21 protein-coding genes are annotated in these 21,640 nt (G+C 70.9%); 3 read left to right on the top strand and 18 right to left on the bottom strand.

Annotated elements, in window-relative coordinates:
* Window positions 1-27: 27 nt before the first annotated feature.
* The 14 genes from BJQ94_RS03190 to BJQ94_RS03125 form a co-directional block, all read right to left on the bottom strand.
* Window positions 28-852 (bottom strand): SDR family NAD(P)-dependent oxidoreductase, encoded by an 825-nt coding sequence (locus tag BJQ94_RS03190; protein ID WP_265399406.1) that lies wholly within the window; start codon window positions 850-852, stop codon window positions 28-30.
* A gap of 2 nt (window positions 853-854) precedes the next feature.
* The gene (locus BJQ94_RS03185; protein WP_265399407.1) at window positions 855-2,117 is read right to left on the bottom strand and encodes a thiolase family protein; all 1,263 of its coding nucleotides are present in this window, start codon (window positions 2,115-2,117) and stop codon (window positions 855-857) included.
* A 9-nt stretch (window positions 2,118-2,126) separates the two neighbouring features.
* Window positions 2,127-2,744 (bottom strand): hypothetical protein, encoded by a 618-nt coding sequence (locus BJQ94_RS03180; protein ID WP_265399408.1) that lies wholly within the window; start codon window positions 2,742-2,744, stop codon window positions 2,127-2,129.
* Window positions 2,745-2,858: 114 nt separating this feature from the next.
* The gene (locus BJQ94_RS03175) at window positions 2,859-4,127 is read right to left on the bottom strand and encodes an ammonium transporter (protein WP_265399409.1); all 1,269 of its coding nucleotides are present in this window, start codon (window positions 4,125-4,127) and stop codon (window positions 2,859-2,861) included.
* A 158-nt stretch (window positions 4,128-4,285) separates the two neighbouring features.
* Entirely contained in the window at window positions 4,286-5,083 is a 798-nt protein-coding gene (locus tag BJQ94_RS03170) for an RNA methyltransferase (protein WP_265399410.1), read from the bottom strand.
* A gap of 100 nt (window positions 5,084-5,183) precedes the next feature.
* Complete coding sequence (locus tag BJQ94_RS03165; protein WP_265399411.1) at window positions 5,184-6,665, bottom strand: NAD-dependent succinate-semialdehyde dehydrogenase; 1,482 nt, start codon at window positions 6,663-6,665, stop codon at window positions 5,184-5,186.
* Window positions 6,666-6,740: 75 nt separating this feature from the next.
* Window positions 6,741-7,205: a hypothetical protein gene (locus BJQ94_RS03160; RefSeq protein WP_265399412.1), complete on the bottom strand. Its 465-nt coding sequence runs from the start codon at window positions 7,203-7,205 to the stop codon at window positions 6,741-6,743.
* Between the two features lie 67 nt (window positions 7,206-7,272).
* Window positions 7,273-8,145: an anti-sigma factor gene (locus BJQ94_RS03155; protein WP_265399413.1), complete on the bottom strand. Its 873-nt coding sequence runs from the start codon at window positions 8,143-8,145 to the stop codon at window positions 7,273-7,275.
* Window positions 8,132-8,707 (bottom strand): sigma-70 family RNA polymerase sigma factor, encoded by a 576-nt coding sequence (locus BJQ94_RS03150; RefSeq protein WP_265399414.1) that lies wholly within the window; start codon window positions 8,705-8,707, stop codon window positions 8,132-8,134. The genes BJQ94_RS03155 and BJQ94_RS03150 overlap by 14 nt, the downstream gene beginning before the upstream one ends.
* Window positions 8,708-8,851: 144 nt before the next feature.
* Window positions 8,852-9,940 (bottom strand): sortase, encoded by a 1,089-nt coding sequence (locus BJQ94_RS03145; protein ID WP_265399415.1) that lies wholly within the window; start codon window positions 9,938-9,940, stop codon window positions 8,852-8,854.
* Window positions 9,941-9,970: 30 nt separating this feature from the next.
* Complete coding sequence (locus BJQ94_RS03140; protein ID WP_265399416.1) at window positions 9,971-10,801, bottom strand: DUF4397 domain-containing protein; 831 nt, start codon at window positions 10,799-10,801, stop codon at window positions 9,971-9,973.
* A 357-nt stretch (window positions 10,802-11,158) separates the two neighbouring features.
* Complete coding sequence (locus BJQ94_RS03135; RefSeq protein ID WP_265399417.1) at window positions 11,159-11,755, bottom strand: isochorismatase family protein; 597 nt, start codon at window positions 11,753-11,755, stop codon at window positions 11,159-11,161.
* A 24-nt stretch (window positions 11,756-11,779) separates the two neighbouring features.
* Window positions 11,780-13,432 carry a D-alanyl-D-alanine carboxypeptidase gene (locus BJQ94_RS03130; RefSeq protein ID WP_275875552.1) on the bottom strand — a complete coding sequence of 551 codons (1,653 nt, stop codon included), beginning with the start codon at window positions 13,430-13,432 and terminating at the stop codon, window positions 11,780-11,782.
* A 449-nt stretch (window positions 13,433-13,881) separates the two neighbouring features.
* Window positions 13,882-14,868, bottom strand: coding sequence for a Gfo/Idh/MocA family oxidoreductase (locus BJQ94_RS03125; RefSeq protein WP_265399025.1), 987 nt, complete (start codon window positions 14,866-14,868; stop codon window positions 13,882-13,884).
* Between the two features lie 60 nt (window positions 14,869-14,928).
* On the opposite strand from BJQ94_RS03125, the gene BJQ94_RS03120 reads away from it, so the two are divergent.
* Complete coding sequence (locus BJQ94_RS03120) at window positions 14,929-15,102, top strand: multidrug transporter (RefSeq protein WP_265399026.1); 174 nt, start codon at window positions 14,929-14,931, stop codon at window positions 15,100-15,102.
* Between the two features lie 61 nt (window positions 15,103-15,163).
* Window positions 15,164-15,376 (top strand): hypothetical protein, encoded by a 213-nt coding sequence (locus BJQ94_RS03115; RefSeq protein ID WP_265399027.1) that lies wholly within the window; start codon window positions 15,164-15,166, stop codon window positions 15,374-15,376.
* A gap of 243 nt (window positions 15,377-15,619) precedes the next feature.
* On the opposite strand, the gene BJQ94_RS03110 is transcribed toward BJQ94_RS03115, so the two are convergent.
* The gene (locus tag BJQ94_RS03110) at window positions 15,620-16,402 is read right to left on the bottom strand and encodes an SGNH/GDSL hydrolase family protein (RefSeq protein WP_265399028.1); all 783 of its coding nucleotides are present in this window, start codon (window positions 16,400-16,402) and stop codon (window positions 15,620-15,622) included.
* Between the two features lie 134 nt (window positions 16,403-16,536).
* Entirely contained in the window at window positions 16,537-17,463 is a 927-nt protein-coding gene (locus tag BJQ94_RS03105; protein WP_275875551.1) for an SGNH/GDSL hydrolase family protein, read from the bottom strand.
* 128 nt (window positions 17,464-17,591) lie between these two features.
* Between BJQ94_RS03105 and BJQ94_RS03100 the strand changes: the two genes are divergently transcribed.
* A complete protein-coding gene (locus BJQ94_RS03100) occupies window positions 17,592-19,595 on the top strand; it encodes an acyltransferase family protein (RefSeq protein WP_265398839.1) in 2,004 nt (667 codons plus the stop codon).
* 96 nt (window positions 19,596-19,691) lie between these two features.
* On the opposite strand, the gene BJQ94_RS03095 is transcribed toward BJQ94_RS03100, so the two are convergent.
* Window positions 19,692-20,177, bottom strand: coding sequence for a YbaK/EbsC family protein (locus tag BJQ94_RS03095; RefSeq protein ID WP_265398838.1), 486 nt, complete (start codon window positions 20,175-20,177; stop codon window positions 19,692-19,694).
* Window positions 20,178-20,330: 153 nt separating this feature from the next.
* A complete protein-coding gene (locus BJQ94_RS03090; protein ID WP_265398837.1) occupies window positions 20,331-21,623 on the bottom strand; it encodes an alpha-amylase family glycosyl hydrolase in 1,293 nt (430 codons plus the stop codon).
* Window positions 21,624-21,640 lie beyond the last annotated feature (17 nt).

Genomic DNA, 21,640 nt, shown 5'->3' with positions numbered 1-21,640 from the left:
TTAACACCTGCCGCGAGCACGGAGCTGCTACTGCGGGGCCATTCGGATGGCCCCGTCGAGGCGGATGGTCTCGCCGTTGAGCATGGGGTTCTCCACGATGTGGCGCACCAGGGCGGCGTACTCGGCCGGGTCGCCGAGCCGGGCCGGATGCGGCACCTGGGCGCCGAGGGAGGCGCGGGCCTCGGCGGGCAGCCCCTGCAGCAGCGGAGTGTCGAACAGGCCGGGTGCGATGGTGACGACGCGGATCAGCGAGCGGGCAAACTCCCGCGCCAGCGGCAGGGTCATCGCCGCGACGCCACCCTTCGAGGCGGCATACGCGGCCTGGCCGGTCTGCCCGTCGAAGGCCGCCACCGATGCCGTGTTCACGATCACGCCGCGCTCAGGGGTGCCGCCGATCGGGTCGGTGGCCTGCATGGCCGCGGCGGCCAGACGCACCACGTTGAAGGTGCCGAGGAGGTTCACCCGCAGTACGCGCTCGAAGTCGGCCAGGGGTTGCGGGCCGTGCCGGCCCACCGTGCGGGCGGCAGGGGCGATACCGGCGCAGTTCACCACGATCCGGAGCGGACCCAGGGCACCGGCGGCATCCACCGCGGCCTGCACCTCGGCCTCCACGGTTACATCCCCGGAACGGAATACAGCCGCGACCGCCGCACCGGGTGTGCCGCCGACACTCGCGGAATCGACCGTTGACCTGGCAAACTCGGTCAGCTCCTCGGCGCGCTCCGCCCCGGCCGAGCCAGGCAGGTCGAACAGCACAACGTGCGCGCCGGCCGCGTGCAGGGCCCGCGCGGTGGCCAGGCCGAGCCCGGAGGCCGCGCCGGTGACGAGGGCGGAGCATCCGTCGACGCGCATGCCTAGAGCCGTTCGATGATGGTGGCGTTGGCCATGCCGCCGCCCTCGCACATGGTCTGCAGGCCATAGCGGCCGCCGCCGGCCTCGAGGGTGCTGAGCAGGGTGCCGAGCAGCCGGGTGCCGGAGGACCCGAGGGCGTGGCCGAGGGCGATCGCGCCGCCGCTGGCGTTGAGCCGCGCGGGGTCGGCGTGCAGTTCGGACTGCCACACCAGCGGCACGCAGGCGAACGCCTCATTCACCTCGTAGGCATCGAGGTCGTCGATGCCCAGCCCCGAGCGGGCCAGGATGCGCCGGGTGGCGGGGATCACGCCGGTGAGCATCAGCAGCGGGTCGCTGCCGGTGACCGCGAAACTGTGGAACCGGGCGCGGGGCGTGAGGCCGAGCGCGGCGGCGCGGTCGGCGCTCATGATCAGGGCGGCGGAGGCGCCGTCGGTGAGCGGTGAGGAGTTGCCGGCGGTGATCTGCCAGTCCACCTCGGGAAACCGGGCGGCGAGCTCGTCGGTGCGGAAGGCCAGCGGCAGGTCGGCGAGGGTGTCCACGGTGCTGCGACGCCGGATGGTCTCGTCGGCCGTCACCAGCCGGCCGTCCGGCAGGGCCACCGGCAGCAGGGCCGCGTCGAAGTCGCCGCGGTCGGCCGCCGCCGCCGCGAGCCGGTGCGACCGGGCGGCGTATTCGTCGAGCTCGGTGCGGGTGAGGCCCCACTTGGCGCTGATCAGTTCGGCCGAGACGCCCTGGCCCACCAGGCCCTGCGGGTAGCGGGCGTGCATGAGCCGGCCGTGCGGGTCTTGGCTGGCGATGGCCGACCAGGCGGTGGGCGAGCCCCAGCCCTCGGAGCGTGCGGCGGCGTCGGAGCCGCCGGCCGGCACCGGTCCCCCGGCCGAGCCCAACGGGATGCGGCTCATCGACTCGACCCCGCAGGCGATCACGATGTCGTAGCTGCCGGCGAGCACACCCTGCGCGGCGAATGTGGCCGCCTGCTGGCTCGAGCCGCACTGCCGGTCGATGGTGGTGCCGGGCACCGATTCGGGGAACCCCGCACTGAGCAGCGCGGTGCGGGTGATGTTGGTGCTCTGCTCGCCCACCTGGGTGAGGCATCCGCCGATCACGTCATCGACGAGGGCCGGGTCGAGGTTGTTGCGGTTGACCAGGTCCTTCAGCACCCCGGCGAGCAGGTCGGCCGGGTGCACCCCCGAGAGCGCGCCGCCGGGCTTGCCGCGGCCGGATGGTGTGCGGACAACGTCGACGATGACAGCATCAGTGCTCATGCCCCCAGCCTAGGACTCCTCGAGGGATCCGGGCCTGTGCACGGTGAGCAGCTGTGCGGAGGAGGCGAGCGGACGGTAACTCTGCGCCGGATCCAGCTGCAGCGCCGACCCCTGGCCGACCTCGGCTCCGTCCACGTGCGCGGTGCCGCGCAGGGCCACCAGGAGTTGCGCGCCCGCGCCGAGGTCGGCATCCGGGTCGGCCATGCTGATGACGAAACCGGGCGGTTCACCGGCGCCGGGAAAGGTGAGCACGATGAGGGAACTCGCCCCGGGAGGACGCAGCTTGGGCCGCTCGAAGTACACCGTGGAGGAGGGCACCGGCATGACATGGTCGCGGCGGAGCACCCGACTCGACTCCGCGTTGCGCACCGCGACCTGCGGGCCGGAGAGCCCGACCACGAAGTGGTGGGTGCCGGCGGGGCCGACCAGCTGGCCGGTGGAGTCCTTGATCTCCACGACCCGGAGCTGCCAGCGCAGCGTCAGGTCGTAGCCGAGGTCAGCCGCGATCTCGCGGGCGCTGCCTCTGCCCTGGTCGAGCGGCTGGCGGGGAAGTTCGGAGAATCGGATGGCGCGGGGTGGGATCCTCTGGGGATCGACGCCGTCATCCGCTCCTGCGGTGCTGCTCATTGCCTGGCTTGGCCGGGCCGGGCTGGGCCGGCGTCGGCCGACACAAAGATGTGCTGGATGGTTCGCATTTCAACCATCCAGCACATCTCGGGATTACTCGGGACTTGAGGTTACTCAGGCCTTGGCGTCAACGAGGACGTAGCCCTCTTCACCGTGCACGACAGAGTCGATGCCGGCGATCTCGTCTTCGTTCTTCACGCGGAAGCCGATGGTCTTCTCGATGGCGAACGCGATGATGAACGCGAGGACGAAGGAGTAGATCAGCACGGAGAACGCTGCGATCGCCTGAACGAGCAGCTGGGTGCCGTCGCCGCCCAGGAAGAGGCCGGTGCCGTTGGCGAAGAAGCCCAGGTACAGGGTTCCGAGCAGGCCGCCGACGAGGTGGATGCCCACGACGTCGAGCGAGTCGTCGAAGCCCAGCTTGAACTTGAGGTCGACCGCGATGGCGCAGATCGCACCGGCGAGCAGGCCGAGCAGGATCGCCCAGATCGGCTGCAGCGAACCACAGGCGGGGGTGATGGCGACGAGGCCTGCGACGGCACCGGATGCGGCACCGACCGAGGTGGGCTTGCCGTCGCGGATCTTCTCAACGACGAGCCAGGCGAGCAGGGCGGCGGCGGGTGCCGCGATGGTGTTCACGAAGGCGAGGGCGGCGATGCCGTCCGCGGCCAGCTCGGAGCCGGCGTTGAAGCCGAACCAGCCGAACCACAGGAGACCGGCGCCGAGGAGAACGAACGGCGGGTTGTGGGGAACACTGACGCCCTTCTGGAAGCCGACACGCTTGCCGAGCACCAGGGCGAGGGCCAGGGCAGCGGCACCGGCGTTGATGTGCACAGCGGTACCACCGGCGAAGTCGATCGCGCCGAGGCCGAAGACGTCCTGCAGGCCGTGGGTGATCCAGCCGCCGTAAGCGAAGCTGCCGTCCTCGGCGAGGCCGAAGTTGAACACCCAGCTAGCGACCGGGAAGTAGACGACGGTGGCCCAGATGGCGGAGAAGATCATCCAGGAGCCGAACTTGGCGCGGTCGGCGATGGCGCCGGAGATGAGTGCGACCGTGATGATGGCGAACGTGGCCTGGAACGCGACGAAAGCGAGCGGCGGGTAAGCGGCGCCCTCCGGGGTGACCAGGGCGGCGTTCAGGCCGATGTTGGACCAGTCGATGGCCCACGGAGCGACGGTGCCTTCGGATCCGGGGAACGCGATTGCGTAGCCGTAGATGACCCAGAGCACGCCGATCAGGCCGAGAGCGCCGAAGCTCATCATCATCATGCTGATGACGCTCTTGGCCTTGACCAGTCCACCGTAGAAGAAGGCCAGGCCTGGGGTCATGAGCAGCACGAACGCTGCGGACAGAAGCAAGAAAGCGGTATTGCCTTGATCCATTTGAAAAACCTCTCTGCACGGACGCAGCGGCTCGCGTCGGGTAGAACACACCTTGACAGGGCTGTGTTACACCTTCAGCCAGACTTTGTTTCCAACACATTCCAGAGAGGGCCCCTGTGTAAACAACAGATGACGCGAGGCTCAGAGTTCGACCTCAGTCAGCCGGAAAGTGCCCACATGGCGACGGCGCTGGCCGCGGCGACATTAAGGGAGTCGATGCCGTGCTTCATGGGGATCTGCACCACGGAGTCCGACGCGGCGAGCGCCTCATCCGTGAGCCCCTCGCCCTCGGCGCCGAGCAGCAGCGCCAGCCGGGCGTGCTGGTCGCCGCGGAAATCGCGCAGGCTCACCGCATCCGGGGTGAGCGCGAGCGCGGCGACGTGGAAGCCGTGCTCGCTGAGCAGCTGCCGGGTGCTCGCCCAGTCGCCCACCCTGGTCCACGGCACCTGCAGCACGGTGCCCATCGACACCCGGATGGCGCGGCGGTAGAACGGGTCGGAGCAACGCGGGGTGACCAGGATCGCGTCGGCCCCGATCGCGCCGGCCGAGCGGAAGATGGCGCCGACGTTGGTGGGATCGGTGACGTTCTCCAGGATCAGGATGCGCCGGGCGTCCGCCAGCAGCGCAGCCGGTTCCGGCAGCGCGGGCCGGTGCATCGCGGCGATCAGGCCTCGGTGCAGCACGTACCCGGTGAGCTCGGTGAGCAGCTCGCCCTGGCCCACGAAGATCGGCACGTCGTCGCCGACGAGTGCGCGGGCCTCGTCGAGGGTGTTCGCCAGGGTGAGCACCGAGCGGGGTCGGTGCCCGGCGCGCAGCGCCCGCTCGAGCACCAGCGCGGACTCGGCGATGTACAGGCCGTGCTCGGTGTCACGCGCCTTCTTGAGCGCCACATCCGTCGCCTGGTTGTAGTCGGCCAGCCGGGGGTCGGCTAAATCGCATATCTCAAAAACGGGCACCCTTGAGCTTAACGATCCCGTCAAAGCACGCGAGCCGTGAGTATGACCCCGAAACTCGCGTGTTTTCGGGGCTCAACTCACGGCTCGCGGAGGGGTGGCGCTAGTCGTGGTCGGCGAAGGGGTCGGGAGTGAGGGTGTATTTCGTGGAGAGGTACTCGTGGATGCCCTCTGCACCGCCCTCACGGCCGAGGCCGGACTGCTTGACCCCGCCGAACGGGGCTGCGGCGTTGGAGACCACACCCATGTTCAGGCCCATCATGCCGGTCTGCAGCCTCTCGATCATGCGCTGCCCGCGGGCGAGGTCCTGGGTGAAGACGTAGCTGACCAGGCCGTATTCGGTGTCGTTGGCGATACGCACGGCGTCGTCCTCGTCGTCGAACGGCACGATCGACAGCACCGGTCCGAAGATCTCCTCCCGCAGGATGGCGCTGCCCGGCTGCACGCCGCTGATCACGGTGGGCTCGTAGAACGTGCCCGCCCGGTCGAGCGCGTGCCCGCCGGCGAGCAGCGTAGCGCCGCGGCCGAGGGCATCCTGCACGAGGGTGTCGGCCTTGGTCACGGCATCCGCGTTGATCAGCGGGCCGATCTTCACGCCGGTCTCGGTGCCGCGGCCCACGGTGAACTCGGTGACGGCCTCGGTGACCCGACGGGCGAATTCGTCGGCCACCGACGCCTGCACGATGAACCGGTTGGCGGCGGTGCAGGCCTGGCCCACATTGCGGAACTTCGCGGCCAGGGCGCCCTCGACGGCGCGGTCCATGTCGGCGTCCTCGAACACCAGGAACGGGGCGTTGCCGCCGAGCTCCATCGAGGTGCGCAGCACATTCTGCGCCGACTGCTGGATGAGCTTCTGGCCGACGCCGGTGGAGCCGGTGAAGCTCAGCTTCCGCAGCCGCGGGTCGGCGATGATCGGCCCGGAGACGGCCGCCGACGTGGAGGTGGTGAGCACGTTCACGACGCCGGCGGGCAGGCCGACCTCCTCGAACAGTTTCACCAGGTAGAGGGTGGTGAGCGGGGTGAGTTCGGCGGGCTTGATCACGACGGTGCAGCCGGCCGCGAGCGCCGGCGCGATCTTGCGGGTGGCCATCGCCAGCGGGAAGTTCCACGGTGTGATCAGGAAACTGGGGCCCACCGGGTGCTGCGACACGATCATGCGACCGGTGCCCTCTGGATTGGTGCCGTACCGGCCGGTGATGCGCACGGCCTCCTCACTGAACCAGCGCAGGAATTCGCCGCCGTAGGCGACCTCCCCGTAGGCCTCGGCCAGCGGCTTGCCCATCTCGAGCGTCATCAGCAGCGCGAACTCATGCTTGCGCTCCTGCAGCAGTTCGAAGCTGCGGCGGAGCACCTCGCCGCGCACCCGCGGCGGTGTCGCGGCCCAGGCATCCTGGGCGTCGACGGCGGCATCGAGGGCGGCCAGGCCGTCGGCGACGCCGGCGTCAGCGATGGTCTTGATCACCTTCCCCGTGGACGGGTCGTGCACGGTGAGGGTGTTCCCGTCAGCGGCGGGCACCCACTCCCCGTTGATGTACAGCTCGTTGGGAACGTGCTGGAGCAGCTCTGCTTCGGTTACGTGCGCCACAAATGCCTCCTGAAGTCGTCGCCTCCAAATGTACTCGCGTGCCGCTGGCCGGCCCCTGACCGGCGCCGGCGGTGTCTATTTCGCGGTGCGCGCCATCCGGTCGGCGGGCAGGATGCCCAGGCACAGCAGGAGGAAGATGAGCTGCAGGACACCGGTGGTGAAGTAGATGGTGTGCAGGATCGAGTACACCGGCAGCAGGGCCACCTCAACGTAGATCCAGATCACCATGCCGAACCCGGCCACCCCGGCCGCGGCCGGGAACCACGGATGGCGCCGGTGCTGCAGCAGCACGGCGAGCCCCTGGGTGCCACCTACGATCAGCAGCAGCACGAGCCCCGGGATCACGAAGGAGTCGAACGGGGTGCCGGCCAGCCAGCTGAGCGGCATCCCCATCCCGTTCGCGAAGACCAGGCCGAGCGCCCCGCCCACCGCCGACACCAGGTTGAACCAGCCGACCACCAGCAGGGCCATCCGCCAGTGCCGGGGTGCGGCGAGGGTGTCGGCGGGCATGCGGGACGTGGTGGCAGTGTCGCGGGTCATGACCTCATCGTGCTCCCGCGCCGGGGGGACGACAATCCCCCGCTCGGGTGCCCGGTACCGCCCCGTGTCAGGTCGTTCGCAGGGTGCCGCGCACGATGGAGTCGCCGGAGTGCGCCGGGTTGCCGTCGTCCGGCTCCGCCGAGACGTCCACGACGGGGTACTCGGCCAGGTCGATGCCCGCCGGGATGCTGAACCGGCCGGTCGAGCCGTCGAGCAGGCCCACGCTCACCAGGCCGGTGGCGTCGGCGGTGAGCAGCCATACCTCGCGCAGGCCAGCGCCGGCGGCGTCGGCGGCGGACAGGTCCACCACGACGTCGCGGCGCCCGTCGGCGGACTCCTCCACCTCGGCGCTGCCGCTGGCCGTCCAGCCGGGGAGGGCGTCGAGTTGGGCCTCGTAGATCACCGGGCCCGGCGCCGGGGCACGGGTCGACTGCCACCAGGCTCCAGCCGCAATGCCGCCGACGATGCCGACCGCGCAGGCCGCTGCGGCCACCGGCAGCCACACACGGCGGCGGCGGTCGGCCAGGGGCACCACGGATGCCGGCTTGTCCGCCGATGGTGTGGCGTCGGCCGCTGAGGCGCTCGCGGTCGGTGCCGGTCGGGTGCCGGGGGTCGCCGGTTCGGCGAGGGGATCGGGCACTATGCCGGTGCCGATGGGCACGGACGCTGGTTCTGCCTCGAACTCGGCCCCGGGCAGGCGCGGCGGAGCGGCCACGGCGTCGGAAAGGCCGAGCGCCGCGTGGATGCGACCCCACACCGCATCCGCGGGTTCGACCAGGTCGACGCTGCCGGCGGTTCGACCGATCAGCACCGTGCGGCGCAGCGCATCCAACTCGCCGGTGCAGGCCGGGCAGGCGGCCAGGTGGTCACGTTCAGCGGTGCTGAGCTCGAGCTCGGCGAGCGCCACGAGGGCGAGCGTGTCGCGGTCAAGATGCGTCATCGTTCGCCTCCAATCGTGTTCGCAGCCGGGTGAGGCTGCGGCGGATGTGACTCTTCACGGTGCCCAGCGGCAATCCGAGGCTATCGGCGATCTGCACGTGGGTGAGATCGTCGTAGAACGCGAGCCGCATCACCCGTTGCGGCACCGGTTCCAGCCGGTTCAGCTCCTCGCCGAGCAGCAGCCGTTCGGCCACGTCGGCGGACTCGTCGATGGTGTACAACTCGGCGTCGTCGACGAGGGTCTGCTCCAGGCGTCGCCGCCTGGCCCTGGCCTCGTGCGCGTCGGCGATGGTGTGCCGGGCGATGCCCACGATCCAGGCGGGCAGCGCCGCCCGGGCCGGGTCGAAGCCCGCCCGCCCGCGCCAGGCGGCGATGAACACCTTCTGGGTGACGTCCTCGGCCTCGCCGGTGTCGCCGAGCGACCGGATCGCCAGGGTGTAGACCAGCGACGACCAGCGCGCGTAGGCCTCGGCGAGCGCCCGCTCGTCGCCCGCGCGAAAGCCGGCGACCAAGCCGGCCAGGTCCCGGTCGTCGTCGGTGCTGTTCGCATAAGGTGCGCTCACGTCAGGGGGCTGCCTCCGGGATCGGTCACGCGTTGTGCGGGTGTCCATCTCAGTGCTCTCGGTGCCCGCGGCTCGGCCGTCCTGGGCCGCAGGTGCGCCCAGCATAGCCGCGTCCGGCCGATACCGGCACGCCCCGTTCGGCCGTCATGGCGCCGGCACCGCCGTCACGATCACGTTCGACAGGTACCGTCTGGCCTCATAGTCGAATTCGCCGCCGCAGGTCACCAGCGTCAACCGCGGCTCCCCCGCCCGGTCGAACACCCCCGCCCACGGCACCGCCTGCTTCTCCACTGTGTTTATGGATGCGATCGTGTACCGATGCGCCGACCCGTCACTGGTGTGCACCACGATCTCGGTGCCGGCCGGGGCATCGGCCAGTCGGGCGAACGGGCCGAGGTCGTACACGAGCGAGTCGACGTGCGCGGCGACCACGGTGGCCCCGGCCGCGCTGCCGGGGCCGGGCCCGTAGCGGTACCAGGCGGCGACGGCCGGGTTGGCCGGCAGCGCCAGGGCACCGTCGTCGGCCAGGCCCACGGGTTCGATCGGCATGTCGATCTCGAGGGCGTCGACCGTCACCCGCACCGGGGCGCTCACCGGCGCCGGCTGACCGGCGAGGTCAGCGGACGCCCGGGGCGGCTCCGGGGCGCGGGGCGCCGCCGCGGCCAGCGCCGGGGGTACGGGCGGCCAAAGGGTCGACGGCGGGGGGGTGTTGCCGGTCGGGCTGCCGGTGAGACCGTCTGTCGGTCCGGTGCCGATCCGGACGACCGCCCGGTCGGGGAGGCCGCCGGGCATGGCTGCGGCAGCAGGCCCGCCGAGACTGCCGAGGGTGCCGTCCACAACGGCTGGGGAATCGGCTTCGGCCGCTTCAGCACCGCTCGGCGCCGGCGCGGACACGCCCGCACGGGACGCGCCAACACCGGCGAGGCCGTTCTCGGCCCGAGCGGAGCTGACGGGATCAGCGCCGCCCCGCTCGGTTGCGGCCCGACCCGGGCCTGCTGCCGCGGTGCCGCTGGACACGGCGCCGGCCGGAGCGGAGCCCGGAACGTGGGCCCCGCATCCGCTGAACAGGGCGACCACCAGCCCGATCGCCGCCACCGTGCCGAACCGGACCGGTGCCGGGCCGGCTGGCCGGCCGGGGAACCGGCGGAGCTGCCGGTCTGTGCCGTGACCGGGCGAACCCGCCCGGCGCCCGGGCAGGGTGCGGGCCGGGGTGCGCCACCCGAACAGGCTCACCGCGACCCGCCTCCTCTGTCCGGGACGCTCTCAGCGCCGGGCCTCGACGCGCCGCGTGCCGTAGACCGCCGCCGCGCTGATGCCCAGCGCCAGCGCGACTGCCGCGCCTCCGATCCACCACCCGGTGCTGTCGCCGGGCTGGTTCGTGGCCACCAGGCCCGCACTACCGGCCGGGACGCCGCCGGGGGTGGAGTGCAGGCCGTCGATGGTCTGCACGGCGAACGCCAGGTTCTTGTCAGCCAGGCTGCCCCAGGCATAGACGATGGTGTTCGTGCCCTCGGTCACGTTCACATCGGCCGGGCCGATCACCGGTTCGGTGGTCCCAGTTGCGGCCACCGACGCCGACACCGTGCCGGCCGGCAGGGTGAGCAGCGACTCGGCGGGATTGGCCAGGTTGGTGATCACGGCAGTGCCGCCGGCGAGAACGTCCACGGCGGGCGCCGCGGCCACGTGTCGCACGGTGAGCCGGCCGTCGCCGGCGCCGATCGTACTGATGTCGTTGGTGAACAGGGTGGCGGTGGGGGTGCCGGCCGGGTCGAGGTGGGCCACGGCGGTGTAGTTCTGGCCGGCTTCCAACGGCAGGTCGACGGGGCCGATGGCGGGCGCGCTCGCGTCGGCGGCATCCGAGGCGGTGATCGCCACCGTGTAGGTGCCCGGCGGCAGTTCGAGCGGGCCGGCGAGATCGCCGGGGGCGAAGTCGTCCAGGGTGAGGTCGCCGTTCACGTACACGTCGACGGTGAGGCCGGGCACCCCGTGCAGCACGGAGAGCTGGGCGACGTCGTCTGCGGCGTGCGCCGGGGCGATCCCCACGAGGGCGACAAGGGCGCCGGCTGCGATGCCGCCGAATAGGATCTTGCGCATGGTGTCCTCCAGTCAGTGGAACGAGAGTGGGAACCAGTTGGATTCCCGTTACCCGTTACTTCCGGAGCACACCCCCGTTCGGATGCACCTGCCCACAAGAAATCCCGACTTGCCGCAAAAGCCCCCTTCAGGTGCCCGCAAGGGGCACTTTGCAGCAAGTCGGCACAGTGTTTCTCGCCCACTTTCCGCAAAAGCCCCCTTCGGGCCCCGTGAAGGGGTGCTTTGCGGCAACTCGGCGCATCCCCGGCGGCGCGGGCGGGTGAGCGCGGGCGCGGGCGGCGCCTGGCAACGCGGGCGGCACGGGCAACTCGGCGCAGCCCTGGCAACGCGGGCGGGCGCATCCGAGGGCAGCGCGGGTCAGGCGTGCTCGACGAGCTCCGAGCTGGCCAACACCGCACCGGCGTGGGCGAGTTCGGCCAACGCCTGCACGCTGGACTCCGGCGCCACCCCGGCCACGAGGTCGGTGAACACCCGCACGTGCTGGCCATGGTCGAGCGCGTCGAGCCCCGACGCCCGCACACAGTAGTCGGTGGCCAAGCCGACCAGGTCGATATCCGTCACACCCGCCTCGATGAGCAGCTCGCCGAACCTCACGCCCGCCGCGTCGACGCCGTCGAAGATCGAGTAGCCGGGCTGGCCCTGCCCCTTGAGGATGTGCACCGTCGACTCCGGCAGGCTCAGCGCCGGGTGATACTCGGCGCCGGCGGTGTCGGCCACGCAGTGCACCGGCCAGGTGTCGATGAAGTCGGGTTCGATGTCCACCGCGAAGTGGCCGTTGTTGCCACCCTCGGCGTCGTGCCAGTCGCGGGACGCGTAGACGTGATCGTAGCTGTGCGGATGCGCTTTAAGCAGGGTGGTGATCGCCCCGGCCACGGCGGCGCCGCCGGTGACCGGGAGGGCACCGCCCTCGGTGAAGTCGTTCTGAACGTCAATGATGATCAGTGCGCGGGTCACGGAAACACTCCTGTCGGTTGAGAATCAGTTGTTCGAGAGGTTGTTTCCGCAGCGGAAGAACCCCGTCGTGATGGTGTCGATCGCCTGCTTCGCATTATCACCCACATCACCCAGCGCGTATACGGCGAAGGTGAGGGTGCTGCCGTCTTGGGCGCGGATGATGCCGGCGAGGGTGTAGCCGGTGTCGATCCAGCCGGTCTTCGCGAACACGGCGCCATCGGCATCCGCGTTGGCGCCGGAGAACCGGTCGCTGTAGGACAGCGATCCGGAGTTGCCGCCGGCGATGGGCAGGCCGTCGAAGATCTCGCCCAGGCTGCCCTCCCTGGTGTTGGTCTGCCGGAACAGTTTGGTGAGGTAGGCCGGCGGCACGGCGTTGTTGTCGGAGAGCCCGGAGCCGTCGGCGATGAGGATGCCCGTGGTGTCGATGCCGTAGTCGGCCAGGCCGCCGAGCACGGCGGGCTGGATGGCGGCGAAGGTGTTGCCGGAGCCGGACTCCACGGCCACGAGCCGGGCGAGCATTTCGGCGATGGCATTGTCGGACACGATCAGCGCCTGCTTGATGAGCACGCCCACCGGCTGCGACTGCACGGAGGCCAGCACCGCGGCGCCGGCCGGGGCGGTGCCGACGCTCACGGCCACGTCGCCGCCGAGCTCGGCCGCGAACGCGGCGCCGGCCCGGCCGACGGGGTCGTCGCTGCGCGGGGAGGTGTTGTTGTACGGGTTGTCGCGGTCGCCGTCCACCTGCAGGGCGGTGATCAGGGGCATGTATCCGTCGGTCTGCTCCTTGCGGTTCCAGCTCGGCTCCCAGCCGGGATCGCCGAAGTAGCTGGAGTCCAGCACCACGGAGGTGATCGGGGTGCCGCCCATCGCGGTGCGGGCCTGCTCGGCGAGGGCGTCGAGGTGCGCGGCACCCTCGTAGACCGACTCGTCGCCGGTGGGTGTGCTCGACAGGGTGAGGTCGCCGCCGCCGACGAGCACCACCTGGCCGGGTTCGGTGCCGGCGACAACGGTGGTGGTGGCCCGGTAGTCGGCGCCGAGCACGCTCAGCGCCGCGGCCGAGGTGAGAACCTTGAGCACGCTGGCGGTGCGGGATGCGGTGCTGCCGCCCCGGTCGAAGAGCACCTCACCGGTGTCAGCGTTCACGACCTGCGCCTGGAACTCGCCCAGCCGGGAGTCAGCGGCCAGTCCCGCGACCGAGCAGGTGCGCAGCGGGCTCGCGACGGTGGCCGCGGTGGGGCCCGGCCGGGCGGCTGGGGTGGTGGGCGTGGGGGTGGGTGTCGCGGTGGCGGATTCGGTGGGGGCGGCGACCGCAACCGGCTCGGGGTTGCCGGCGGTGGCCGCTCCGGCCCAGATGGCGCCGCTGCCCAGCAGCACGAAGGCCACGGCAGCGGCGACGAGCACCGTGATCCGGCGGCCGGCGCCGGCGGGGGCGGCATGCGGGGTGACCGGGTCGGTGGCGGTGGCGGAGGTGGCCGGGTCGGTGGAGGTAGCGGACTGTGCGGCATCCGCGTCGGCGGCCGGCTGCGCGCCGAGGAGCTCGGTCGGCTGATCGGCCGAGGCCGGGTGCGCGGCATCCGCGTCGGCGGCCGGCTGCGCGGCGAGGAACTCGGTCGGCTGATCGGCCGAGGCCTCTGAGGGGGCGTCCTTGTCCGGCACAGACGGGTCTGGTGTATCCACCGCAGTATTTTAGCGAGTGAGGGTGTGAGCCCTGCCAGGCTCCGTCACTGATGCCCACTCCACGCGCCGCACCCGCCGCCGGTCGAGCTCGTCGAGACCCCCGGCCCAATCTGCGCGCCGAAGCAATCGCTGGTCGAGCTCGTCGAGACCCCGCGACCCAATCTGCGTGCCGCTGGGATGCGCCCGTGGCCTGCGAGAACTCTCGCGGCACGCGAAAATGCTCGTGGCACGCGATCTTGCGCGCATTTTCGCGTGCCACGAGCACCTACCTCCGCCGTGAGGAATTTCACACGCCGCGAGCAGTAGCCCGCGGCACGCGTTCGTCCCGGCGGCATGCGCACGCACGCTTGGGGCACGCGTTCGTCCCGGCAGCACGTGTAGCAACACGTGCCGCCGGACCTAACACGTGCCGCGACGTAAGCCACCCACGCTCGAGCAGTGCGGCGGCGTCAGTCGCCCGCGTAGACCAGCCCGATCTGGGAGCGGATCTCGTCGAGGGTCTCCATGATCTGCACCGACTCCGCCGTGGTGAGCAGCTCGCTGGTGATCAGCCCCGCGGCCACGAGCCGTTCGGCCTCGACGGCCTGGAAGTGCATGCCCCGGCCCACGAACGCGGGCGTCTCGTACGACTCGACGACCTCATTGGCACCGTTCAGCACCCGGAAGGTGGTGGGCGAGTACCAGACCGCGTCGATGTCGATCCGGCCCTCGGTGCCGAGGATGCTGGCGGTGTTGGGTCCCTTGGTGTCGCTCGCGGAGAGCAGGGTGGCGATCTGGCCGCCCGGGTAGCGGAAGATGGTGGCGATCTGCGCATCCACGCCGGTGTCCTTGAACGTGGCGGAGGCGAGGATCGTCTCGGGCCGGCCGAACAGCGCCGACGCGAACGACACCGGGTAGATCCCGAGGTCGAGCAGCGCGCCGCCACCGAGCGCCAGCGAGTTGATGCGGTGGGTGGGGTCGTCGGGCAGGTCCTGGGTGTGGTCGGCGATGAGCGAGTGCACGTCACCGAGGGTGCCGGCGGCGAGAATCTCGCGGATGCGGCCCATGTGCGGCAGGAACCGGGTCCACATGGCCTCGAGCAGCAGCAGGTTCTTGCTCTCGGCGAGCGCCGCCAGCTGCCGCGCCTCTGCGGCGTTGAGGGTGATCGGCTTCTCCACGAGCACGTGCTTGCCGGCCTCGAGGGCGAGGCTGGCGTTGGCCGCGTGGAACGGGTGCGGGGTGGACACGTAGATGATGTCCACGTTCGGGTCGGCCACGAGAGCCTCGTAGCTCGGGTGCGCCGTGGGGATGCCGAACTCGGCGGCGAAGGCATCCGCTGCCGCCTGGCTGCGGGACCCGACGGCCTGCACGGTGAAGCCGTTCTTCACGAGGTCACCGGCGAATTGATGGGCGATTCCGCCCGTGGCCAGGATTCCCCAGCGAAGTGCATCTGTCATGCTGCGAGCCTAGCGACAACGCATGGCGGCACACCAGATTGACGTGTTATTGTGCCGGTCATGAGCGAAAAATCCTTCGACGAAAAGCGCCACGACCAGCTCACCACCGCGCCCAAGGCCAGCGAGGCGGATGCCGCGCCCCGGGTGACCGTGGAGGAGACCGACGACGGGCCCACCCGCATCGACATCGCGGACACCGCCGCCGTGCGACCCGGCAAACCGACCTCGGAGTAGTCGGACCGGTTTTCACCGGACGTTTGCCGCCCGGTCACCGGGCGCGCGTACGCTGGCGCCCGTGACCGAGAATCTGCTTCTGGGCCGTCGTCCGGCCCCGCCCCAGCAAGCCGTGCCGAGTCCCGTCGCCCTGCCGCGCCGCGCGGTGCTCGCCCAGCCCGCCTTCGCCGCGCGCAACTCCCCCACCGATCTGCTCTTCCGGGCGCTCTGGCAGCTGGTGGGCGTCTACGTGTTCGTGGTGCTCGTGCTCAAGGACCACAAGCTGCCGCGCTGAGGTTCCGTTCGGCTCGGCACAGCGCTGCTGGTGGTGGGATGTGACTCACCGACTTGCCGCAAAAGTCCCTTTGGCGGGCATCCATGGGGCGATATGAAGCAAGTCGGCGGAGATCCACTCCCCGACATGCCGCAAAAGTCCCCTTGGCGGGCATCCATGGGGCGATATGAAGCAAGTCGGCGGGTGGAGAGGTCAGCGTCAGACGCCTAGGGGTGTGGGGTGATGGCGGGCGAGAGGGCGCGCTCACGGGGCGCGGATGCCGGCGAGCACCCGGTCGGCGATCGCCCGGTGGCCGGCGTCGTTGACGTGCACCCCGTCCGCGGCCACCATCGCCGGGTCGATCACGGCGGGGGCGAGCAGGCTCACGTATTCGGCGTCCACCTGCACCGCGGCCGCCCGCACCCACTCGTCGAGGTCCGTGATCAGCGCGTTGCCCGGCTGTGCGAGCGACGGGCCCACCACGATGATGCGCGCCTCCGGCAGGCCTTGGCGGATCAGCCCATAGGTCTCGGTCACGGCCGCGCGCACCTTTTCGGGGTCGGCGGCGAACTCGGACAGGTCGTTCTGGCCGCCCGCGATCACGACGATGTCGGGATGCGCGGCGATCACGTCCGGCACCCGCTCGAGGTAGGTCGGGCAGTAGTCCAGGCCGCAGCCGCCCCGGCCTGACGTGCTCACGAACCCGGTGCCGCCCTGGCCCTGGTTTACTTCCACCCAGCCGGATTCCGCCGCCACGAGGGCCGACCAGCGGCGGGACGGCTCGGAGGCGCCCCAGCCCTGCGTGTAGGAGTCGCCGAGGAACACGGCCACGGTGTCGCCGGGAACTATCGTCGGCGGGGTCTCCGCCGGCGGCAGCAGCGACTCCGGCGCACTCCGCCCGGCGCCGCCGAGCACGACTGCCGCCACCGCCCCGCCCACGGCGACCGCGAGCACCACGCCGGCCAGCAGCCACAGGGGCAGCCGGCGGCGCGACGCACCGGCCGGAGAGGTACCGGCCGGAGAGGTACGCGCAGACCCGGTGTCCATCGCCCCAGCATAGGAGCCGCCGAGGCCACCCGCGTCGACGCCGGGCGGCCTCAGCCGGTCACGGACACGGACACGGACACGGACACGGAGACGGAGACGGAGACGGAGACGTCAGGGTCGCGGCACGTTCATGGTCACGGCGCAGTCGGGGCCGGGGTCGCAGTCCGAGTCGGGGCCGGGGTCGCAGTCCGAGTCGGGGCCGGGGTCGCAGTCCGAGTCGGGGCCGGGGTCGCAGTCCGAGTCGGGGTCGGGGTCGCAGTCGGGGCGGCGGGCGCGGTCACGGCGGCCAGCACCCGGGCGGCGATGGCCCGGTGTCCGGCGTCGTTGACGTGCAGCGCGTCGGGCGCCACCATCGGCGCCGTGATCACCACGGGGTCGAGCAGGCTCACGTACTCGGCATCCACCCCGGTCGCGGCGGCCCGCACCCAGGAGTCCAGCGCGATCACGGCCGGCGTCGCCGCCTCCGGGGTTGACGGCCCGACGGCGATGATGCGGGCGTTCGGCAAACCCTGGCGGATCAGCCGGTAGGTCTCGTTCACGGCCGTGTGCACCGCATCCGGGTCGGCGGCGAGCATCGGCCGGTCGTTTTGACCGCCGGAGATGATGACAATGTCGGGGTGGGCGGTGATCACGTCCATGGCCCGGGTCACATAGGTGGGGCAGTAGTCCGCGCTGCAGCCGACCAGACCGGAGACCGTGTCGTACCCGGAGCCGCCCACACCCCGGTTCACCTCTTTCCAGCCGGCCTTGCTCGCCACCAACGTCGTCCAGCGCAGCGCGGGGTCGGATGCGCCGCGGCCGAGCGTGTAGGAGTCGCCGAGGAACAACGCGACCGGCGGGCTCGTCGGGGTGGGCGACGGCGTGGGGGCGGGCGTGACCGACGGGGTCGCCGACGGCGTGACCGACGGCAGCAGCGGGGTGCCGGCGGATGCGCCGCCCAGGCCGGAGAGCACCGCCGCCGTCACGGCCGCGAGGATGAGGCCGACCAGCCCGAGCGCCGCGAGCAGCTGCCAGCGCGGTCGCCGGCCCCGGCGGGGCGAGGTCGGGTGATCGATGGCCATGGCCTCCAGCTTAGGATCCGTTCCGGGGCGCCTCGCCCAGCGGCACCCGTGAGGGCGATCTGGGCGACGGACAAGAGTTGCTACCATGTCACACGGCGCTCACGCCACCACGGGGGAAGGCACCGAACGTGACCAATAGCGATCCAGCAACACCGAAGAAGTGGTTCCGCGGCGACATCAACGGCCTCCGGGCGTTCGCTATCATCCCGGTCGTGGTCTTCCACGCCGGCATCACCGCGATCCCCGGCGGGTTCGTGGGCGTGGACATCTTCTACGTCATCTCCGGGTTCCTGATCACCAGCATCCTGCTCAAGGAAGCCACGGCAACGGGCACAATCCGGTTCGGCACGTTCTGGGCCAAACGCCTGCGCCGCCTGGTTCCCGCGATGGCACTCATGGTGCTCGTCGCCCTACCCGTCGCGGCGCTCCTCGCTTCCCCGTCGCGCTGGCCGCTGCTGGGCAAGCAGGCCGGCGCCTCCCTGCTCTACTTCTCCAACCTGCTCTTCGCGCAGCAGTCCACCGACTACTTCGCGGTCGACGTCAACCGCAGCCCGTTCCTGCACACCTGGTCGCTCGGTGTGGAAGAACAGTTCTATGTGGTGTGGCCCTTCCTGATCCTGCTGGGTTGCTGGATCGCCTACCGCCGCCGCATCCCGCTGCGCCGGGTGCTCGCCGTGGCGTTCGGCATCACCTTCGTGGTGTCGCTCGGGCTGTCGATCTGGGCCACGGATGCCCACCCCACCTGGGCCTTCTACATGCTGCCCACCCGGGCGTGGGAGTTCGCCGCCGCCGGGCTGCTCGCCACCCTGCCGGTCTCCCGGCTCATCCGCACCCGCCGGGTCGGCACGATCGTCACCGTCGCCGGCCTGGCCCTGCTCGGGTACTCCTTCTTCGGCATCACCGAGAACGACCCGTTCCCCTCTTACATCGCCCTCATCCCCGTGCTCGGCACGCTGCTGGTGATCGCGGGCGGTTCGACGCCCACCATGGACGATCACAGCCTGCCGTCCCGGCTGCTGGCCGCCCGGCCGGTGCAGTGGATCGGCACGATCTCCTACTCCTGGTACCTCTGGCACTGGCCGTTCATCATCCTCACCGCTGCCGCGCTGCAGACCGATTCGGTGCTGGTCAAGTGTGTGGCCGCAATCGCGTCGCTGGGCGCCGCCGCCCTGGGTTACTACTTCGTGGAGAACCCGCTGCGCTACAGCCGCCGGCTCACCGTCTCGCTCAAGCGCACCTTCATCTTCGCCGCGGCGGTCACCGCGGGCCTGTGCCTGCTCGCCGGGTCGGTCTATGGCGCCGGACGCTACATCAACCAGCTGCCGCTCTCGCCGATCGCCTCGGCCGCGAAGGTGGCCATCAGCATCACACCCGACGACAGCTGCGATCGCACCACGCCCTCGGAGTCCGGGATCCCGATCTGCGAACTCGGCGACGTGGACAGCGCCACCACCGTGATGCTCGTCGGCGACTCCCACGCCGCCCAGTGGAAGGCCGCCATGGCGACCGCGGCCAGCGAGAGCGGCATCCGTCTGGTGATGCGCTGGCACAGCGCCTGCCCGGCGATCCAGGTGCAGGTTCTCGCCCTGGACAACGTGCGTGACAAGTCTTGCGCCCCGTACCAGGACCAGACTCTTGAGCTGGCCAAGGAACTGCAGCCGACCGCTGTGATCGTGTCGCAGTCTTCCGCCTATGACGGCGAGATCATCGCCGACAACGGCTCCACCATCCCCGAGTCCGAGCAGCTGGCCACCTGGGAGACCGCGTACAAGAGCTACCTTGCCGAGCTCACCCCGGCGACGGGCACGGTCGGTGTGGTGGTGGACAACCCGCGCCTGGACTTCGAACCGAACGAGTGCCTGGTGCGCTGGCACCTGTTCCCCGACGACTGCTCGTCCTCCCGCGCCGACGCGTTCGACGAGGTCTCCACGCTCAACGATCTCAGCCAGAAGGTCTGGACCGAGACCGGCGTGACGCAGGTGTTCGACGTGACCGACCAGATCTGCACGGCGGACCGTTGCGCCGTGATCGACGACGGCGTGCCGGTCTTCCGGGACTACAACCACCTCTCGGCGACCTGGACGGCCACGCAGGTGCCGAAGCTGAAAGAGTGGTTCGCCGCGCTTACCTGATCGGCGGAGCTCGCGGCACGGGTAAGGCGCGCGGGCACGTGTACGTCTGCGTGCCGCGAGTACCTATCGAGTGCCGCGAGCCGGCGGCGCCGGGGGTCAGGGGCGCGGCTTGAGCTCGTCGGTGATGTCGGCGACCGTGGCGCCGTAGGCGGTGATGAGGGCGTCCGCGTCGACGAACGCGGAGTAGCCGTGCTCCCCCGCGCCCATGGCTACGCGGGTGCCGCGCATCCGTTCGTCGGCGAACACCGGCCAGGCGGTGCTGCTGCCCAGCGGCGTGATGGTGCCGCGGGCGTAGCCGGTGGCGGCCAGCGCGAGGTCTTCGTGCGGCAGCGAGAGCTTGTTCACGCCCACCAGCGCGCGCAGCTTGGCCCAGCTGATCTGCCGGTCGCCGGGCACGAGCACGAAGATGTAGTCGCCGTCGTGCCGCTTCACCACGAGCGACTTCACGATGCCGGCCGGGTCGAGACCCAGCAGCCGGGCCGCGCTCTCGAGGCTGTCGGCGGCGGGCCGCTCGACGATGTCGATCTCGAGTCCGCGCGCCCGCGCATCCGTTTCAACCCGTTCGCGCCCTGTGTCAGCCATACCAAAGTCAATCACGCCCGCGCCGGGCCGTGTCGCGGGCGGGCGGATGCTCGTGGCGCAGGTTAGTGCTCGTGGCGTGGGTTATGTGCCGCAATATCGCGAGCCGCGAGCACTATGGCGAGCCGCGAAGCTGCTCCGAGCGCCATCGAACGGTCAGCCGAAGATCGCCCAGCCGTGCGCCGGCACCGCGTGCCCGGTCGGGATGGTGTCGGCCGTGCCGGCAAGCCGCCGGGCTCCATCCGTGGCCGCCGACAGGGCCTCATCGCCGAGATTCAGCGCCACGATCAGGCGGTGGATGCCGTCGGTCACCTCGAGCACGTAGCCGGTGTTGGTGAGGTCGAGCGGCCGGCTCGTGGCCCGGTGCAGCCAGGGGTGCCGGCGGCGCAGCCCGATCAGTTCCTGGTGCAGCACGAAGGTGGCCGCGCCGATCGGATCCTGATCGCCGGGCGGCAGGTCGGCCGGGGTCGCCGGGTACGCGGGGCGGATGGCGTCGTCGCCGCCGGCGCGCTGCTCCTTCACCGCGCGCAGCCCGCGTTCGTCGCCGTAGTAGATCGCCGGGGTGCCGCCGAGGGTGAGCAGCAGCACGAGGGCGTGCGCGTGGTGCCGCGCGTCGGGGATCTGGCTCGCCAGCCGGCTGACGTCGTGGTTGCCCACGAAGGTATACGGCACGAACGCACCGAGGAACGCGGTGTGCCGGGTGAGCGCCCAGTCAAGTTCGAAGAAGTTGCGCTCCGCGATGCCGTGCCAGATCGCCTGCCACAGTTCGTACTGGGTGACCGTGTCGACCCCGGAGGCCGCAACGAAACCGGCGTAGTCGCCGTGCAACACCTCGCCCATCACGTACACCTCCGGATGCCGCTCCCGCACCCCCGGCAGCACGCCCGCCCAGAACGTGGCGGGGATGGCGTAGGCGGCGTCGAGCCGCCAGGCATCCGCCCCCAGGTCGAGCCAGTGGGTCAGCACGGCGGTGACCAGCTCGGCTACGGCCGGGTTGTCGTGATTGAGTGTCACCAGGGCGTCATGCCCCTCAAAGGCCAGCAGCTCGCCGGCCGGGGTGCGGCGGAACAGGGCGTTCTCGGGCGCGGCCGGGTCGGCGAGCGCCGTGACGAGCGGGCCGAAATCCCGCCCCACGTGGTTGAACACGCCGTCGAGCATCACCTTGATGCCGCGGCGGTGGCACTCACTGATGAGGTGCTCGAGGTCGGCGGTGTCGCCGAGCCGCGGGTCCACCTCGAAGTAGTCGGTGGTGTCGTAACCGTGGGTGCGCGAGGTGAACACCGGTCCGAGGGCCAGCCCGTTTGCGCCGAGCTCGAGCAGGTAGTCCAGCCAGGGCTCGAGCATCCGCAGCCGATGCGTGGGCGCCCGGTCGACCCCGGTGGTGTCGGCGCCGACGAAGCCGAGCGGATACACGTGCCACCAGATCACGTGTTCGGTCCAGTCAGGCACGCTTTGACTGTACCGCG

This window comes from Cryobacterium sp. SO2, assembly GCF_026151165.2.
In the GTDB taxonomy this organism is placed as follows: Bacteria; Actinomycetota; Actinomycetes; order Actinomycetales; family Microbacteriaceae; genus Cryobacterium.
The sequence above is the reverse complement of the archived record's forward strand: the minus strand, read 5'-3'. Positions and strand labels throughout refer to the sequence as shown.

Excerpts from the sequence above, each read along its gene's own strand:
- BJQ94_RS03190 (WP_265399406.1), bottom strand. The coding sequence starts at position 852 with ATGCGCGTCGACGGATGCTCCGCCCTCGTCACCGGCGCGGCCTCCGGG.
- BJQ94_RS03185 (WP_265399407.1), bottom strand. The coding sequence starts at position 2,117 with ATGAGCACTGATGCTGTCATCGTCGACGTTGTCCGCACACCATCCGGC.
- BJQ94_RS03180 (WP_265399408.1), bottom strand. The coding sequence starts at position 2,744 with ATGAGCAGCACCGCAGGAGCGGATGACGGCGTCGATCCCCAGAGGATC.
- BJQ94_RS03175 (WP_265399409.1), bottom strand. The coding sequence starts at position 4,127 with ATGGATCAAGGCAATACCGCTTTCTTGCTTCTGTCCGCAGCGTTCGTG.
- BJQ94_RS03160 (WP_265399412.1), bottom strand. The coding sequence starts at position 7,205 with ATGACCCGCGACACTGCCACCACGTCCCGCATGCCCGCCGACACCCTC.
- BJQ94_RS03155 (WP_265399413.1), bottom strand. The coding sequence starts at position 8,145 with ATGACGCATCTTGACCGCGACACGCTCGCCCTCGTGGCGCTCGCCGAG.
- BJQ94_RS03140 (WP_265399416.1), bottom strand. The coding sequence starts at position 10,801 with ATGCGCAAGATCCTATTCGGCGGCATCGCAGCCGGCGCCCTTGTCGCC.
- BJQ94_RS03125 (WP_265399025.1), bottom strand. The coding sequence starts at position 14,868 with ATGACAGATGCACTTCGCTGGGGAATCCTGGCCACGGGCGGAATCGCC.
- BJQ94_RS03120 (WP_265399026.1), top strand. The coding sequence starts at position 14,929 with ATGAGCGAAAAATCCTTCGACGAAAAGCGCCACGACCAGCTCACCACC.
- BJQ94_RS03110 (WP_265399028.1), bottom strand. The coding sequence starts at position 16,402 with ATGGACACCGGGTCTGCGCGTACCTCTCCGGCCGGTACCTCTCCGGCC.
- BJQ94_RS03105 (WP_275875551.1), bottom strand. The coding sequence starts at position 17,463 with ATGGCCATCGATCACCCGACCTCGCCCCGCCGGGGCCGGCGACCGCGC.
- BJQ94_RS03095 (WP_265398838.1), bottom strand. The coding sequence starts at position 20,177 with ATGGCTGACACAGGGCGCGAACGGGTTGAAACGGATGCGCGGGCGCGC.